Source organism: Pseudomonas maumuensis (assembly GCF_019139675.1).
Taxonomy (GTDB): Bacteria; Pseudomonadota; Gammaproteobacteria; order Pseudomonadales; family Pseudomonadaceae; genus Aquipseudomonas; species Aquipseudomonas maumuensis.
Genome location: NZ_CP077077.1, coordinates 4557421 through 4573500 on the forward strand (window position 1 = coordinate 4557421; position 16080 = coordinate 4573500).

Genomic DNA, 16080 nt, shown 5'->3' on the forward strand with positions numbered 1-16080 from the left:
TGGGACGTGGGCCGGTACCGGTAGGTTTCAGCCTAGACCATGGCTCCGAGGGGTGTTCGCCCATCGCCCTGCGCCACGCGTTCCTCCTCGCGCAAAGTCAGCACCTCGACACCGCTCTGCGTCACCGCCACGGTGTGCTCCCATTGCGCCGACAGGCTCCGGTCACGGGTAATCACCGTCCAGCCATCGCGCAAGCCGCGGGTTCCGCGCCCTCCCTGGTTGATCATCGGCTCGATGGTGAACACCATCCCCGGTTGCAGCTGCATGCCCGTGCCACGCTGGCCGTAGTGCAGCACCTCCGGCGCCTCGTGCATCTGCGTGCCGATGCCGTGCCCGCAATATTCGCGCACCACGCTGTAGCCGGCGGCCTCGGCATGGGCCTGGATGGCGTGGCCGATGTCACCGAGGGTCGCGCCGGGGCGCACCTGCTCGATACCCTTCCACAGCGCGGCATAGGTGGTGTCCATCAGCCGCCGGGCCTCTTCGCCGATCTGGCCGATGCTGTACATCTTCGACGAATCGGCGATATAGCCGCCCTGCTCCAGGGTAATGTCGACGTTGACGATCGAGCCCTCCTTCAGTGCCTCGTCGACCTTGGGCATGCCGTGGCAGACCACATGGTCCACCGACGTGTTCAGGGCAAAGGGAAAACCGTATTGGCCCTTGCTCGCCGGCCGCGCCTTGAGGGTCTGGACGATGAAGGCCTCGGCGCGGTCGTTGATCTGCATCGTGGTCACGCCGGGGCGAATGAAACCGTCGAGGTCGGCGAACACCCGGGCCAGCAACTGGCCGGCACGGCGCATCAGTTCAAGCTGGGCGGCGTCCTTGAGGATGACCTTGCTCATTGCAGCAGCTCCTTGAGATTGGCCTGCTCCTGGCGCAGCAACTGGCGCAGCAGTTCCTGGTAGGTGGCCTGCGGGTGCAACTCGGCCAGCATGCCGATACGGATCCAGTGCTCGGCCTGGGCGTTGATCGAGCGCGACAGCGCGGCGCTGGCCACGCGCAGGTCTTCGTGGAGGTCGTCGGCGATCTTGACGATACCCATGTGCGGTTACCTATATATGAAACGTATGCGAATCATATAGCCATAGTTCGACCGATGCCATCCGCTGGTGCGCAGCTCCCCATATCGGTGCGCGTCCCGCGCCGGGCGAGCCCACTCACACAGCAGCACCGCGTCCCGCATGAAATGGCCCGGGATTTGCTGTTTGCATGGCATCGAGGCCATCAACGCCGATGGTTCTCTCTCCACGACGAAGGCGCCGTGTTGCCCCGCTTGCCACTTGCAGGCCGGGTAGCCGGCGCCTTTGTCGTTTCGCCAGCAGGAGATCGTGATGAGCGGCAGTGAAGTGCGCAGTGTTTGCCCGTACTGCGGGGTCGGATGCGGCATTGTCATGCGCGTGAGCGGGGGCAAGGTGGTCAAGGTCAGCGGCGACAAGCAGCACCCCAGCAATTTCGGGCGCCTGTGTACCAAAGGGCTGACCGCCCATGTGCCACTGGAGGCCGGGCGCATGGCCCACGCGTTCGTCCGTGACCAGCGCAGCCAGGAGCCAGCCCGTCGCCCGCTGGACACGGCCATCGCCGAGACGGCCAGGCGCCTGCGCACGATCATCGATACCCACGGCGCCGACGCCGTGGCCCTCTATGTCTCCGGGCAGATGTCGCTGGAGGCCCAGTACCTGGCCAACAAGCTGGCCAAGGGTTTCATCCGCACCCGCCATATCGAATCCAACTCACGCCTGTGCATGGCCAGTGCCGGCAGCGGCTACAAGCAATCGCTGGGCGCCGACGGGCCGCCCGGCAGCTACCAGGATTTCGAGCGCGCCGAGGTGTTCCTGGTGATCGGCGCGAACATGGCCGACTGCCACCCGATCCTGTTCCTGCGCCTGCTCGACCGGCTCAAGGCCGGCGCCAGGCTGATCGTCGTCGACCCACGGCGCAGCGCCACCGCCGACAAGGCCGACCTGTTCCTGCAACTGCGCCCGTGTACCGACCTGGCACTGCTCAATGGCCTGCTGCACCTGCTGCACGCCAATGGCCATACCGACGCGGATTTCATCGCCCGCCACACCGAGGGCTGGGAGGCGCTGCCGGCGTTTCTCGAGGACTACACCCCCGCACACGTCGCGGCCATCACCGGGCTGGCCGAGGCCGACATCCGCGAAGCCGCCCGCCTGATCGGCGAGGCGGGCGAATGGATGAGCTGCTGGACCATGGGCCTGAACCAGAGCATCCACGGCACCTGGCACAGCAATGCCCTATGCAACCTGCACCTGGCCACCGGCGCCATCTGCCGCCCCGGCAGCGGGCCGTTCTCGCTGACCGGCCAACCCAATGCCATGGGCGGCCGCGAGATGGGTTACATGGGGCCGGGCCTGCCGGGCCAGCGTTCGGCGCAGGTGGCGGCGGATCGCGCCTTCGTCGAAGCGCAATGGCAACTGCCCTCCGGCACCCTGCGCAGCGAAGGGGGTGAGGGCACCGTGGCACTGTTCGAGCAACTCAAGCATGGCGAAGTGAAAGCCTGCTGGATCATCTGCAGCAACCCGGTGGCCAGCGTTGCCAACCGCCAACAGGTGATCGACGGCCTGCGCCAGGCACAGCTGGTGATCAGCCAGGACGCCTTCCTCGACACCGAGACCAACCGCTACGCCGACATCCTGTTGCCGGCGGCACTGTGGGCCGAGGGCGAAGGGGTGATGATCAACAGCGAGCGCAACCTGACCTTGATGCCCCGCGCCGTCGAGGCGCCCGGCGAGAGCCTCGAGGACTGGCGCCTGATCGCGCGCATCGCCTGTGCCCTGGGTTATGCGCACGCCTTCGACTACCCCGACGCCGAAGCGGTGTTCGATGAGATCCGCCGCTTCCACAACCCCGATACCGGCTACGACCTGCGCGGTATCGACTATGCCGACCTGCGCCAGGGCCCGCGGCAATGGCCAAGCGCACCGGGGCGCAAGGACACTCGCAGCCCGCTGCGCTATGTCGCGCCAGACGCCCCACAGGCGCCGGTGTTTCCGACGCCCACCGGCAAGGCGCGGTTCTTCGCCCGCCCCTGGCTGCCGCCGGCGGAGCTGCCCGACGATGCCTTCCCTTTCGTGCTCAATACTGGCCGCGTCCAGCACCAGTGGCACACGCTGACCAAGACCGGCCAGGTACCCAGCCTGAACAAGCTGGAGCCCGGCCCCTTTGTCGAGATCCATCCCGACGATGCCCGGCGCCTGGGTATTGCGCCCAAGGACCAGGTGGCGATCCGCTCGCGCCGTGGCCAGGCCGTGCTGCCGGCGCGGCTCAGCGAGCGGGTGCTGCCCGGCAACTGTTTCGCCCCGTTTCACTGGAACGACCTGTACGGCGAGCAACTGGCAATCAACGCGGTGACCTGCGACGCGGTGGACCCGACCTCGCTGCAGCCGGCCTTCAAGCACTGTGCCGTGGCCCTGGAGCGGGTCGCCGGCGAGCGCATCGAAGCCCTCGAACTGACGCTTCCCCCGGAGCCCATCACCATGCCCACCGCCACCCTGTCCCGCCTGCTCGGCCTGGAGGCTTTGCCGGCTCCGGTCCTGGCCGAGGAAGAGCGCCACTACCTGCAAGGTTTCCTGCTCGGACTGAGCCAGGCCAGCACCGAGAACGTGCCTTGCCTGCCGCCCACTGCGCCCCTGGCGCCGGAGCGACGCCTGTTCGTCGACGGCCTGCTGGCCGGCCTGTTCGCCCGGCCCGCGCCAGCACCGCAAACAGCGCTCGAAGGCCCTCGCCACCACGTGCTCTGGGCCTCGCAGACCGGCAATGGCGAGCACCTCGCCGAACGCTGCGCCCAGCGCCTGCGCGACGCCGGGCTGGTGGTCGCGCTCAGTTGCATGGAGGCGGTGCGCCCGTCCCAACTGCGGGGCGCCGCCAGCCTGCTGCTGATCGCCAGCACCTTCGGTGACGGCGATGCGCCGGACAGCGGCGCCGCGTTCTGGCGGGCGCTGCAGGATGACGAAAGCGCAAGTTGCGCCACCCTGCCCTACGCCGTGCTGGCCCTGGGCGACTCGAGCTACGACCAGTTCTGCGGCTTCGGCCGCAAGCTCGATCAACGCCTGGCCGAGCTGGGTGCCCGGCGCCTGCTGGCCCGGGTCGACTGCGAGCCGGACTGCGAAGCGGCCTTCGGCGCCTGGCTCGATGCCCTGCTGCCCGAGCTTGGCAGTGGCCCGCTAGCCCCTGCCGCGCCGGTCGCCGTCCGCGGCAAACATCAGCCCTGGCCCGCTACCCTGCGGGAAAATCGCCTCCTGAGCGGCCTGGGTTCAACCAAGGAAACTCGACAGCTGGTCTTCGACCTGTCCGGCAGCGACCTGCGCTATCAACCCGGCGATGCCCTGGGCGTTTGGCCGCGCAATTGCCCGGACCTGGTCGACGAGCTGCTCACACTGATGCAGCTGGAAGGTCAGGCCGAGATCGAACTCGAGGGGCATGGCCCAATGCCTCTGCGTACAGCGCTGGAGCGGCACCTGGACATCACCCAGGTCAACCGCCAGCAGCTCGAAACCTTCAGCCAGCACGCCCCCGGCCTGCAACGCCTGCTGCAGCCAGCATGCAAGGGCGAACTCAAGGAATGGCTGTGGGGCCGCCAGCTGGCCGACGTGCTGCGCGAACACCCCCAGGCCTTGCCGCTGGGCAATTGGTTGTCGTTGCTCAAACCCTTGCAGCCGCGCCTGTACTCGATCAGCTCCAGCCCCCGGGCTCATCCCGGCCAGGTGCATCTGACCGTCTCCATCGTGCGCCATGGCCAGCGCAAGGGCGTCTGTTCGAGCTTCCTCGCCGACCGCGCAACGGCTTTGGAGGTGTCGATCTTCGCGCAGCCTTCGAAGCACTTCCGCCTGCCCGAGGACGACGGCCTGCCGGTCGTGATGATCGGCCCCGGCACCGGTATCGCCCCCTTCCGGGCGTTCCTCGAGGAACGCGAGATACGCGGGGCCAAGGGGCGCAACTGGCTGTTCTTCGGCGAGCAACATGCCGCCTGCGACTTCTACTACCGCGAACAATTGCAGGCCTGGGAAGCCAGCGGGCATGTGCGCCTGAGCACGGCGTTCTCGCGGGACCAGCCGCAGAAGATCTATGTGCAGCATCGCCTGCTGGAGCACGGTGCCGAGCTGTGGCGCTGGTTGCAGGACGGCGCGCATGTGTATGTGTGTGGCGATGCCCGGCACATGGCCCGGGATGTGGACGCGGCCTTGCGCCAGCTCGTGGCGCGGCACGGCGGCCTGGACGAGGGCGCGGCAGCGGCGTTCGTCGAGGGGTTGGCGCGGGACAAGCGCTACCGACGGGATGTGTATTGATGCACCACGGTGGTGAGGCTTGCACCTTCGTTGTACACGTAACGGCCTCATCGCCGGCAAGCCGGCTCCCACAAGGGTACGCCGCAAATGGGTCCGCAGCCCTGTGGGAGCCGGCTTGCCGGCGATGAGGCCCGTGAGGACTGCCGTTGAGTGGCCGCTTGGCACACTCCCTGCTTTTCAATGCAGTACAACAGCCCCAACGACCAACGGCGGTCGACAGGGGCCTCACACTGATGAGTACAGGCAAAGGCGCCTGGAGCTTCGGCTCCAGGCGCCTTTTTCGTTTTTCCGTGATCGAGGATCGGCTATGCAGGCAACAGCGAACGAAGCACAACGAGCGCGACTGGTCATCGTCGGCAACGGCATGGTCGGCCATCACTGCGTCGAACAGCTGATAGAGCGCGGCGCCAGCGCGCGCTTCGAGCTGCATGTGTTCGGCGAGGAGCGCCAGCGCGCCTACGACCGGGTACACCTCTCGGAATACTTCACCGGCAGTTGCGCCGAAACCCTGGCCTTGTGCGACCGCGATTATTACTCAAGCAACGGCGTACACCTGCACCTGGGCGAGGCGGTACTGGCCATCGATCGCGAACGCCAGGAAGTGATCACCGCCGAAGGCCGCGTCGGCTACGACCAGTTGATCCTGGCCACCGGCTCCTATCCGTTCGTGCCGTCCATCGAAGGGGCCAGCGGCAATGCGCAACTGGTCTATCGCACTCTCGACGACCTCGATGCGATCCGCGCCGCCGCCGGCAGCGCCCGCCGTGGCGTGGTGGTCGGTGGCGGCCTGCTCGGCCTCGAGGCCGCCAACGCCCTCAAGTCGCTAGGACTGGAAGCGCATGTGGTGGAGTTCGCACCAAGGCTGATGCCGGTCCAGCTGGATGCCGAGGGCGGCGCGGCGCTCAAGGCGCGCATCGAGATGCTGGACGTGGGCGTGCATCTGGCCCGCGCCACCCAGTCGATCAGCGCCGGCGAGCACTACCGCTACCGCATGAACTTCGACGGCGGCGAACACCTGGAAACCGATCTGATCGTGTTCTCCGCCGGCATCCGCCCGCAGGACGCCCTGGGCCGCGCCTGCGGCCTGGAGATCGCCCCCCGCGGCGGCGTGGTGATCGACGGCCAGTGCCGCTCCAGCGACCCGTGCATCTTCGCCATTGGCGAATGCGCTTCGTGGAACGGCAGTGTGTTCGGCCTGGTCGCCCCGGGCTACGCCATGGCGCGTAACCTGGCGGCCCTGGTGATGGGCGAGTCGGCGAGCGAGTTCAGCGGCGCCGACATGTCGACCAAGCTCAAGCTGCTGGGCGTGGACGTCGGCTCCATCGGCGATGCCCAGGGCGTCACGCCGGGGGCGCGCAGCTACCGCTTCATCGACGAGGCCACGGCCTCGTACCGGCGTCTGGTGGTCGATGCCAGCGGCAAGCGCGTACTTGGCGCGGTGCTGGTGGGCGACAACAGCTACTACGACACCCTGCTGCAATACGCCCAGAACGGTATCAAGCTACCGGCCGACCCGGCCGCGCTGATTCTGCCCCAGGGCAGCGGCGCGCCGGCGCTGGGCGCCGATGCCTTGCCCGACAGCGCGACCATCTGCTCGTGCCACAACGTCAGCAAGGGCGCGGTATGCGCCGCCATCGACAACGGCTGTGGCGACCTCGCCGCACTCAAGGGCTGCACCAAGGCCGCCACGGGTTGCGGCGGCTGCGCGGCGCTGCTCAAGCAGGTGTTCGAGCACGAACTCACCGCTCGCGGCGTGAGCGTCGACAAGAGCCTCTGCGAACACTTCGCCTACACCCGCCAGGAGCTCTACGGGCTGGTGCGGGTCGAGGGCATCCGCACCTTCAGCGAGCTGCTCGAACGCCATGGCAAAGGCCACGTGGGTTGCGCCATCTGCAAGCCGGCGGTGGGCAATATCCTCGCCTCGTGCTGGAACCAGCCGATCATGGACCCGACGCTGGTGCCGCTGCAGGATACCAACGACACCTTCATGGCCAACATGCAGAAAAACGGCACCTACTCGGTGGTGCCGCGCATTCCTGGTGGCGAGATCACTCCGGAAAAACTCATCGTGATCGGCCAGGTGGCAAAGAAGTACGACCTCTATACCAAGATCACCGGCGGCCAGCGCATCGACCTGTTCGGTGCCCAGTTGCACGAGCTGCCGTTGATCTGGGGCGAGCTGATCGCCGCTGGCTTCGAGACCGGGCACGCCTACGGCAAGTCGACGCGCACGGTGAAATCCTGCGTCGGCAGCACCTGGTGCCGCTATGGCGTGCAGGACAGCGTGGCCATGGCCTTGCGCCTGGAGGACCGCTACAAGGGCCTGCGCGCGCCGCACAAGCTCAAGTTCGCGGTGTCTGGCTGCACCCGCGAATGCGCCGAGGCGCAAAGCAAGGACATCGGCGTGATCGCCACCGACAAGGGCTGGAACCTGTACGTGTGCGGCAACGGCGGCATGCGCCCGCGCCACGCCGAACTGTTCGCCACCGACCTGGACGATGAGACTCTGGTGCGCCTGATCGACCGTGTGCTGATGTTCTACATCCGCACCGCCGACAAACTGCAGCGCACCTCGGTGTGGCGCGAGGGCCTCGAAGGCGGGCTCGACTACCTCAAGCAAGTGGTGATCGACGACAGCCTGGGCCTGGCCGGCGAACTCGAGACGCAGATGCAACAGGTGGTCGACCGCTATGAATGCGAATGGGCCAACGCCCTTAGCGATCCGGAAAAGCTCAAGCGCTTCCGCACCTTCGTCAACGACCGACGCGCCGACCCCGATGTGCATTTCGTCCGTGAGCGCGGCCAACGCCGGCCTGCGGCGCCGCTGCAACTGATTCCCACCCATGAGGAGCTTGTGTGATGAACCTGTCCAATACGGCTGTTGCAACTCAAACCCAGTGGCAGGCGGTATGCCAGGCCAGCGACCTGGTGGCCGACTCCGGGGTGGTGGTATGGCATGAAGGCGAGCAGGTCGCGCTGTTCTACCTGCCGGGACGGGATCGCCAGGTCTTCGCGCTGGAGAACCGCGATCCGCGCTCTGGCGCCAACATCATCGGACGCGGGCTAGTGGCCAGCCTGCAGGGCGAATTGGTAGTGGCGGCGCCGCTCTATAAACAGCACTTCAGCCTGCACGACGGACATTGCCTGGAAGATCCGACACAGGCCTTGCGGGTGTGGACGGCGCGTCTGCGCGGTGCCGATGTCGAACTGGCCCGTAGCTGATGCTCGAACGGGCCAACCAGACGTTGCAGGTCTGGCCCGCACGGATACACTGCCGGGCATGAACCTCGATACCCGCATCAAGTTCCGCCATCTGCTGTGTTTCCTGGAGATTGCCCGACAGGGCAGCCTGGCCAGGGCCGCCGACGTGCTTGCGATCAGCCAGCCAGCGATCTCCAAGACCCTCAAGGAGTTGGAGGATCTGCTCGAAGCTCGCCTGTTCGAGCGCAGCCACCAGGGCGTCGCCCTGACCCCGGCCGGTACCCGTTTCATGCGCTATGCCGGCCCCAGCGTGCAGGCACTGCGTGACGGGGTCGGCAGTGTGCGCGGTGAGGCTCGGGCGCCGTCGCAGGTGCGTATCGGCGTGCTGTCGACAGTCGAAGGGCTGCTGATGCCCGAGGTGCTGTGCCGCCTGCACCAGCAGCACGAGGCATTGGTAATCAGCGTGGTGACCGGGGCCAGCGCCCAGCTGCTTGGGCAGTTGCACCTTGGCGAGCTGGAACTGGTGATCGGTCGCATGACCGACAGCCCGCAGATCCAGGGGCTGTCGTTCGAGCACCTGTACAGCGAGTCGATGACCCTGGTGGTGCGACCCGGGCATCCACTGCTGGCGGCTCAGCCTATTGACCACAGGCAGGTCGGTGCCTATCCACTGGTGCTGCCACCACCCGGCACGACCATTCGCCAGCACGCCGACAGCCTGTTCGTGCAATGCGCCATCCCGCTGCCGGCACAACGCCTGGAAACCCTGTCGCTAGCCTTGAGCAGGCGCTACGTGCTGGGCAGCGAGGCGGTCTGGGTGGCCCCGCGCGACGCCGTGCTGATCGACCTCGGGCGGGGCGAACTGGCCGAACTCGACCTGGGCGTGCGCGAACCGGGCGGCTCGGTGGGGATCTGCCGCAATGCCGCATTGGCGCAGAGCCTGCCGGCGCAGTGGGTGTGCGAGGTGCTCCGGGAGGTGGCCGAAGCCTACCGACTCGGGGTATACCCCTGACAACCCGGCCCGCGTATTCCTATACAATCCCCGCCAGTTCCCAGCGCCCCCAGGACCCCTTTCATGGACGAAACCGCGCAGCACTGGCTGCATGCCCTCTCCGCCCCCATGGCCGCCCTCAACGGCGCCAGCTACACCGCCCCCGACTACTTCGAAGGCGAAGACCAGACCGACCTGGAGCGCTGGTGGGGGATCAGTGACCGCGCCCAGTTGCTGGACATGCTGAACATGGCCGACAACGGCCACGCCACCGAAATGAGCGAAGCCTACTGGCAGTACCAGCGCTGCCTGCCCAGCCAGTGGCAGGCGCTGCTCGACACCCTGGCGCCGCGCGAGCGCATCCGCCACGAATACGCCGCCCGCACCTTCCCCGACTGCGGCCCGGGCGGCACCCGGGCCTGGGACCTGGGGCGCATGAGCTTCCTGCTGCGCGCCGGGGTCAAGAAAGGCCTGATCGATCGCGACGAAAGCCTCTACCTGCACTACCGCCTGGCGCTGCGCGCCCGCCACTACTACAACCGCTGGGATTGCTACCTGGCCGGCTACCTGTTCGGCAAGGCGCTGTGGAATGTCAGCGACAGCAGCGACGAGACCCTGGCCGCCGATCTCGAGCGCCAGGGCAGCGAGCACTGGAACCGCTGCATCCTGCTCAACCTGCGCCTCGGCGCCCATGAGCTGCTGGCCGGGCTGCCCTGGGACATGGACCTGCCGGAGCCAGCGCGCCCCGCCACCCTGGAAGAGGACTGCTGGTCATGAGTTGCTGGATTCGCCTGGGGATCGAACCGACCCAGGACCTGGACGCCATCCGCCTGGCCTACCGTGGCCGCCTGCCCACGCACCACCCGGAAACCGACCCGGAAGGTTTCCAGGCCCTGCGCGCGGCCTACGAGGAAGCGCTGCGCCTGGCCCGCGAGCAGGAAACCCACGAGGCCGAACCAACGGTCGCCGAGGACACTCCCCATCCGGCACTGCAGCACTTCCATCGCCTGCTCGAGGAGCCGTCCCTGCGCTTCGACCCGCAAGCCTGGCAGGGCTACATCGCCGAATTGGACGAACTGCCACTGGACGAACTGGACGACATTGGCTGGCAGCTTTTGCACACCCTGCGCGACTGCGGGCCGCTGTCCCATCACTGTGCCGGCCTGCTGGCACGGCGCCTGGGCTGGGCCGAGCAGGTGCTGCGCCTGGACAACCCCCATGAGGTGGAAGCCTTCCTCGACCGTCTCGCGCAGCCGGATCCCTTCGATACTGCATGCATGCGCGACTGGCCAGCGCCGGCGCAGATGGAGAGCCTGTGGTATTTCCGCAGCCTCGAATACTGCTACCAGCACCGCCCATTGTTCGAGTACGAGCAGTTCGCCAGCGTGCATACCTGCCTGGCGATCCCGAACGACCCGGCACTGGTTCAGCGCCTGTTGGTGCAGTTCAGCCAGGCCGGCATCGCCAGCCGGACCTTCCACGGCCTGCTCCAGGCACAACAGGCGCAATCCCCGGACGATGCCGACCTGCTCTACCTGCTGGCCCGCCAGGCCGATGCCCTGGGGGCCGAGCAACAAGCCCTGGACTGCTGGTTGCGGCTGTACCGCCAACACCAGCATCCACAGGCAGAGCGCTGGCTGATCGACCTCTGCGCCCGCCATCAGCCCCAGCGCCTGCCTTTGCTGATCCAGGCCTTCGACCGCCTGCATACGCCAGCCGGCTGGCCTGAGGAGCTCAGCGACCCGGCCCAGGCCTGGGGCAGCCCGGGGCAGTCAGCGCAGACCTTGGCGCGCTGGTCCGAAGCCTCGCGCCTGGGGCTGGACAGCATCGCCAGCACCTTCGTCGACTGGCATTTGGACGGTGACGACGAACTGCCGCTGCTCGCCTGGCTGCTGCAGGAGCAGCCTGACCAGAATCTGCACCGCTTGTATTGGCATGCCTGGGCCCTGCAGCGCGGCGAGGCCGGTTTACTGCGCCTGGTCCTCGCTCAGCCACCGGCCGAGGACGCCCTCGACGCGCTGATCCTCGAGGGCTTCCAACGCCAGGCGAACCAGCAGTTGCATTGGCTCGAGCAGGCCCCCGTGGTCCAGGTGCTGACGCAGCTCAGCGCCAGCGATGATCCGGCGGCTACCTTGCCCGAGGCCCTGACCGAGGATGCCATTCGCCCGGTCTGCCGTGAGTGGCTGCGGCGCATGCGGGTCTACCCGGCCCATGCCCTGCACACGCTCAACCGTCATTTCGACATGCGCCGCCTGTTCACCACGCCATTCGCCCTGCAACTGCAGGACCGCCTGGCCGAAGCCGGGGTCCTGTTGCCGCCGATGCCCGAAGGGGAGGCACTGTGGCAGTGGCACCGCCAGCAGCTGTTCATGCTGGCGCTGCTGGAGCAACCATCACGTTGGCTGGCACTGATCGACCCGGCCTTGCCCGGGCAGTTGCACTACCAGGCCGAGCATCCGTTCGCTCCGACACACGCCCTGCTCGGTCAACTGCTGACCAGCTCCGAAGGCGCCAGTGGACTGCTCGGCAGCCTGGATATCCGCGACCCGGTACAAGCCCTGATCTCGGCACGCCTGCTGACCTTGCAGCAGGCGCTCAACAGCACGCGCCTGCCCAACGCCGCGCAACTGCTGGCCTGCCTGGACAACGACGACGGCGGGCTGCGTACCGACTATCCGCTGGGCTACCTGCTGTTCTGCGCAGTGTTGCACCACGATCCGTCGCTGGACGAACCACAGCGCTGCGCGTTGCGCGACCGCATGCAGGCGCTGGACCTGCAAGGCGACTGGTTCGAAGCGCTGCGCCGGGGGCTGCTGGACGGCCAGGCCAAGCACCCGCCGGCTGCCGCGGTACGCGCGCAAGGCCTCGACAGCCGCACGGTCGACGAGGTACTGGATGCGCTGCACAGCCTGCTGAACACTTGCACCCCACCCAAGACCCGGGTGCTGCGCGCCCTGCAAAAGGTCAAGGACAACCCGGAACAAGACCCCGGCCTGCGCTGCGCAATCATGGCCGTGCTGTCATGGAGCGAACGCCTGCTGCTGGAGATGATCAAGGAGCCGCCGGCGCCGATGTGGGCGTTCTGGAAGCTCAAGAGTCGACTGAACCGCACGGGCCTGGCCGTGCATGTGGCAATCATCGCCTTGGGCGCCAGCCTGATGCTGCATATCCCGGCGATGTTGGTGGCGATCAGCATCCTGTCGATCAGTGGCTTCCTGCGCCGCCTGCGCGACCTCGGCCACGGCGTGCCGGCACTGCTGCTGGTGATGGTGCTGACCCGCGTGCTGCCGTTCTCGTCAATGGTGCTGCTGGGCCTGCCCGGCGACAAGCTGCCGAACCGTTACGGCCCGGTGCCGGGCAAAGGGCAGCCGCTGGAGGGTGGCCTGCAGGCCACCCTGCGCCGGCTCAACGCTCAGTAACGCAGCTCGTCGAGCGCCTGGCTCAATGCCTGGCGCTCACGGCTGATCTCGCCGGCCTGCTGCCCGGCCAGCACGGCATTGAAGGCGTCCAGCCAGCTGCCGATCAGCTCGCGCTCGTCGCCCAGGCTCTGCATCCAGGCTCGCTCCAGGCGGGCCAGCAAGGTGCGGTTGGGCAGCGTGTCACGTGGGTGGATCTTCAACTTTGCCAGGCGCTCCTCACTGGCCTGGCGTGCCTGCGCATCCAGCCCGGTGGGGCTGCGGTCGATACTGTGGCTGTGCTTCTGGCCGCTCTCGAGGAAGGTCACGTCCACTTCCAGCAGGCCGTTGATGTCGTAGCTGAAGCGCACGTCCAGCGACTGGATCTCGCCGGTCGGCTGCAACGGAATCTCGAAACTGTCCACCAGGATGTTGTCCCGCACCCATGGCCGCTCGCCCTGGTACACGGCGATGCGCACGAACTTCTGTTCCGGGTGGCTGCTGTAGAAACGCTGCACCTTGGACGTGGGGATGATCGTATTGCGCTCGATGATCGGCGAGAAAGCGCCGGTGACATCTTCGCCCCGGGACGAGGCCACGCCGAGGGTGTAGGGGCAGACATCGGTCAGGATCAGTTCGTCGATGGCCGCGTCGCGGGCCTTGCACGCCGCCTGGCTGGCGGCGCCGAGGGCGACGATGGTATCCGGGTCCAGGTGCCGGTACGGCAGGCGGCCAAACAGCTTGGCCACCAGTTGCTGCACCTGCGGCATGCGCGTGGCGCCGCCGACCAGCACCAGGCTGTCCAGCTCGCGCGGGCTCAAGCGGGCATCGCGCAGGGCCTGTTCGATGGGGGTGCGTACCCGTGCCAGCAAGGGTGCCCAGATCGCCTGCCGCTTCGAGTCATCCAGAACCCACTCACGGGGCTGGCCGCCAGCACTCCACTGTAGTGTCCGGCTGCCCTCGCCCGCGTCGCGCTTGAGCTGCTCGATGGCGTCGTGCAGGCTGGCCAGAGCCTGGGGCTCCAGGTCTTCGGCCTTGAGGTTCCAGTCGCGCAGGCAGGCCTGCAGCAGCGCCTCGGTGAAGTCCTCACCGCCCAGGTAGTTGTCGCCGGTAGAGGCATGCACCTCGATCAGCGGCAAGGCGTACTCCAGCACTGTGACATCGAACGTGCCGCCACCCAGGTCGAACACCAGGGTGCGCTCGAACTTCTGCTCATGCAGGCCGTAGGCCATGGCGGCGGCGGTGGGCTCGTTGATCAGCCGCTGGACCTTGAGCCCGGCCAGTTCGGCCGCGAACACCGTGCGTTTGCGCTGCTCGTCGCTGAAATAGGCCGGCACCGAGATCACCGCTTCGCTCACCGGGCAGCCCAGATAGGCCTCGGCGTCCTGCTTGAGCGAACCCAGTACCAACGCCGACAGCTCTTCAGGGGTGAAGCGGTGTTCGCCCAGGGCGTAACGCTTGTCGCTGCCCATGAAACGCTTGAACGCCGCGGCGCTGCGTTGCGGGTGGGTGGTCAGGCGCGCCCGGGCGGCCTGGCCGACGAGGATGCTGCCATCGTCATCGACGCTGACCACCGACGGCGTCAGCACCTCGCCCAGGGCATTGGCGATCAGCCGCGCTTCGCCATCCTGCCAGACGGCGATCAGGCTGTTGGTGGTACCCAGGTCGATTCCCAGCAAGGGAGTGGCGTGTGGCGGAGCGGGAGAGAGGCTGGCATCCTGCATGGTCGGTCTCTTGCTTGCGGTAGGAACCGGCGCAAGGCCTGCTGGCCACTTGCGGCGGACAGGGGATTCTGACGCAACGCCAGAAACAAAAAAAGCGACCCTAAGGTCGCTTTCTCTGTTGCTTCAAGGTGTTCAGTGGGCCCTGAAGCTAAATATGGCGCGGCGGACGGGACTCGAACCCGCGACCCCCGGCGTGACAGGCCGGTATTCTAACCGACTGAACTACCGCCGCGCTATACATCGAGTGGTGGGTGATGACGGGATCGAACCGCCGACCCTCTGCTTGTAAGGCAGATGCTCTCCCGGCTGAGCTAATCACCCTTCGTCTCGGTGTGGCGCGCATTCTACGGAGGACCTCCTACCCTGGCAAGCACTTTTTTCAAAAAATTTGAAAAAAATTTCCAGGCCTTTCAAAGACCTAGCCGCGCCGCGATTTTCTTCCTCTATATAGGACTGCTGGCCCTCTGACAGGGTTGGCCTGGAACCGTCGCTCGGAGAATAATGCCCGCCTTATGTATTAAGGAGAGATTCCCCCTCATGTGGTTCAAGAACCTGCTGTCCTATCGCCTGACCCAGGAAGTACCGTTCGAGGCCGAGGCCCTGGAGGCCGCCCTGGCCAGCAAGCCGGCCCGCCCCTGCGCCAGCCAGGAACTGACCACCTACGGTTTCGTCGCACCGTTCGGCAAGGGCGAGGATGCTCCCCTGGTTCACGTCAGTGGCGAATTCATGCTGATCGCCGCACGTAAAGAAGAGCGCATCCTGCCCAGCAGCGTGGTCAACGACGCGGTCAAGGAAAAGGTCGAGGAGATCGAGACCGAGCAGATGCGCAAGGTCTACAAGAAGGAACGCGACCAGATCAAGGACGAAATCATCCAGGCCTTCCTGCCGCGCGCTTTCATTCGTCGCTCGATGATCTTCGCCGCCATCGCCCCGCGCCTGGGCATGATCCTGGTCAACTCGGCCAGCGCCAAGCGCGCCGAAGACCTGCTGTCGACCCTGCGTGAAGTGATCGGCTCGCTGCCGGTGCGCCCGGCCACCGTGAAGATCGCGCCAAGCGCGACCATGACCGACTGGGTCAAGTCGCAACAGGCCGCCGAAGGCTTCTATGTCCTCGACGAGTGCGAACTGCGCGACACCGCCGAAGACGGTGGCATCGTGCGCTGCAAGCGCCAGGACCTGACCAGCGAGGAAATCCAGCTGCACCTGAGCACCGGCAAGGTGGTCACCCAGCTGGCCCTGGCCTGGCAGGACAAGCTGTCGTTCGTGCTCGACGACAAGATGGTGATCAAGCGCCTGAAGTTCGAGGAGCTGCTGCAAGAGCAAGCCGAGCAGGATGGTGGCGACGAGGCCCAGCAACAGTTCGACGCCAGCTTCCTGCTGATGATGATGACCTTCACCGAGTTCCTGCCGGTGCTGTTCGAAGCACTCGGCGGCGAAGAGATCCCGCAGGGGGTCTGACC

10 protein-coding genes and 2 tRNA genes are annotated in these 16080 nt (G+C 66.7%); 7 read left to right on the forward strand and 5 right to left on the reverse strand.

Going from position 1 to position 16080, the window contains the following annotated elements:
- Window positions 1-32: 32 nt before the first annotated feature.
- Together map and KSS90_RS20380 are read right to left on the reverse strand one after the other, a co-directional pair.
- Window positions 33-845: a type I methionyl aminopeptidase gene (map, locus tag KSS90_RS20375; RefSeq protein ID WP_217867020.1), complete on the reverse strand. Its 813-nt coding sequence runs from the start codon at window positions 843-845 to the stop codon at window positions 33-35.
- Window positions 842-1045 (reverse strand): ParD-like family protein, encoded by a 204-nt coding sequence (locus tag KSS90_RS20380; protein ID WP_046856862.1) that lies wholly within the window; start codon window positions 1043-1045, stop codon window positions 842-844. The genes map and KSS90_RS20380 overlap by 4 nt, the downstream gene beginning before the upstream one ends.
- Window positions 1046-1334: 289 nt before the next feature.
- Here KSS90_RS20380 and KSS90_RS20385 point away from each other — a divergent pair, with 289 nt between their 5' ends.
- The 6 genes from KSS90_RS20385 to KSS90_RS20410 all read left to right on the forward strand — a co-directional run bounded on the left by KSS90_RS20385 (window position 1335) and on the right by KSS90_RS20410 (window position 12920).
- Window positions 1335-5309, forward strand: coding sequence for a bifunctional nitrate reductase/sulfite reductase flavoprotein subunit alpha (locus KSS90_RS20385; protein ID WP_217867021.1), 3975 nt, complete (start codon window positions 1335-1337; stop codon window positions 5307-5309).
- Between the two features lie 307 nt (window positions 5310-5616).
- Window positions 5617-8169: a nitrite reductase large subunit NirB gene (gene nirB / locus KSS90_RS20390; protein WP_217867022.1), complete on the forward strand. Its 2553-nt coding sequence runs from the start codon at window positions 5617-5619 to the stop codon at window positions 8167-8169.
- Window positions 8169-8531 (forward strand): nitrite reductase small subunit NirD, encoded by a 363-nt coding sequence (nirD, locus tag KSS90_RS20395; protein WP_217867023.1) that lies wholly within the window; start codon window positions 8169-8171, stop codon window positions 8529-8531. The genes nirB and nirD overlap by 1 nt, the downstream gene beginning before the upstream one ends.
- A gap of 58 nt (window positions 8532-8589) precedes the next feature.
- On the forward strand, window positions 8590-9522 hold the full coding sequence (gene pcaQ / locus KSS90_RS20400) for a pca operon transcription factor PcaQ (protein WP_217867024.1): 933 nt from the start codon (window positions 8590-8592) through the stop codon (window positions 9520-9522).
- A 63-nt stretch (window positions 9523-9585) separates the two neighbouring features.
- Window positions 9586-10278: a DUF1266 domain-containing protein gene (locus KSS90_RS20405; RefSeq protein ID WP_217867025.1), complete on the forward strand. Its 693-nt coding sequence runs from the start codon at window positions 9586-9588 to the stop codon at window positions 10276-10278.
- On the forward strand, window positions 10275-12920 hold the full coding sequence (locus KSS90_RS20410) for a molecular chaperone DnaJ (RefSeq protein ID WP_217867026.1): 2646 nt from the start codon (window positions 10275-10277) through the stop codon (window positions 12918-12920). Before KSS90_RS20405 ends, KSS90_RS20410 begins: the two co-directional genes overlap by 4 nt.
- Here the strand turns inward: KSS90_RS20410 and KSS90_RS20415 are convergent.
- The 3 genes from KSS90_RS20415 to KSS90_RS20425 all read right to left on the reverse strand — a co-directional run bounded on the left by KSS90_RS20415 (window position 12914) and on the right by KSS90_RS20425 (window position 14941).
- Window positions 12914-14620 carry a molecular chaperone HscC gene (locus KSS90_RS20415; protein ID WP_217867027.1) on the reverse strand — a complete coding sequence of 569 codons (1707 nt, stop codon included), beginning with the start codon at window positions 14618-14620 and terminating at the stop codon, window positions 12914-12916. The genes KSS90_RS20410 and KSS90_RS20415 overlap by 7 nt on opposite strands.
- A 155-nt stretch (window positions 14621-14775) precedes the next feature.
- Window positions 14776-14852 (reverse strand) — tRNA-Asp (locus KSS90_RS20420).
- Between the two features lie 13 nt (window positions 14853-14865).
- Window positions 14866-14941 (reverse strand) — tRNA-Val (locus tag KSS90_RS20425).
- A 216-nt stretch (window positions 14942-15157) separates the two neighbouring features.
- Between KSS90_RS20425 and rdgC the strand changes: the two genes are divergently transcribed.
- On the forward strand, window positions 15158-16078 hold the full coding sequence (gene rdgC, locus KSS90_RS20430) for a recombination-associated protein RdgC (protein WP_217867028.1): 921 nt from the start codon (window positions 15158-15160) through the stop codon (window positions 16076-16078).
- Window positions 16079-16080 lie beyond the last annotated feature (2 nt).

Coding starts and splice junctions, on each gene's coding strand:
- map (WP_217867020.1), bottom strand. CDS start 845: ATGAGCAAGGTCATCCTCAAGGACGCCGCCCAGCTTGAACTGATGCGC.
- KSS90_RS20380 (WP_046856862.1), bottom strand. CDS start 1,045: ATGGGTATCGTCAAGATCGCCGACGACCTCCACGAAGACCTGCGCGTG.
- KSS90_RS20385 (WP_217867021.1), top strand. CDS start 1,335: ATGAGCGGCAGTGAAGTGCGCAGTGTTTGCCCGTACTGCGGGGTCGGA.
- nirB (WP_217867022.1), top strand. CDS start 5,617: ATGCAGGCAACAGCGAACGAAGCACAACGAGCGCGACTGGTCATCGTC.
- nirD (WP_217867023.1), top strand. CDS start 8,169: ATGAACCTGTCCAATACGGCTGTTGCAACTCAAACCCAGTGGCAGGCG.
- pcaQ (WP_217867024.1), top strand. CDS start 8,590: ATGAACCTCGATACCCGCATCAAGTTCCGCCATCTGCTGTGTTTCCTG.
- KSS90_RS20405 (WP_217867025.1), top strand. CDS start 9,586: ATGGACGAAACCGCGCAGCACTGGCTGCATGCCCTCTCCGCCCCCATG.
- KSS90_RS20410 (WP_217867026.1), top strand. CDS start 10,275: ATGAGTTGCTGGATTCGCCTGGGGATCGAACCGACCCAGGACCTGGAC.
- KSS90_RS20415 (WP_217867027.1), bottom strand. CDS start 14,620: ATGCAGGATGCCAGCCTCTCTCCCGCTCCGCCACACGCCACTCCCTTG.
- rdgC (WP_217867028.1), top strand. CDS start 15,158: ATGTGGTTCAAGAACCTGCTGTCCTATCGCCTGACCCAGGAAGTACCG.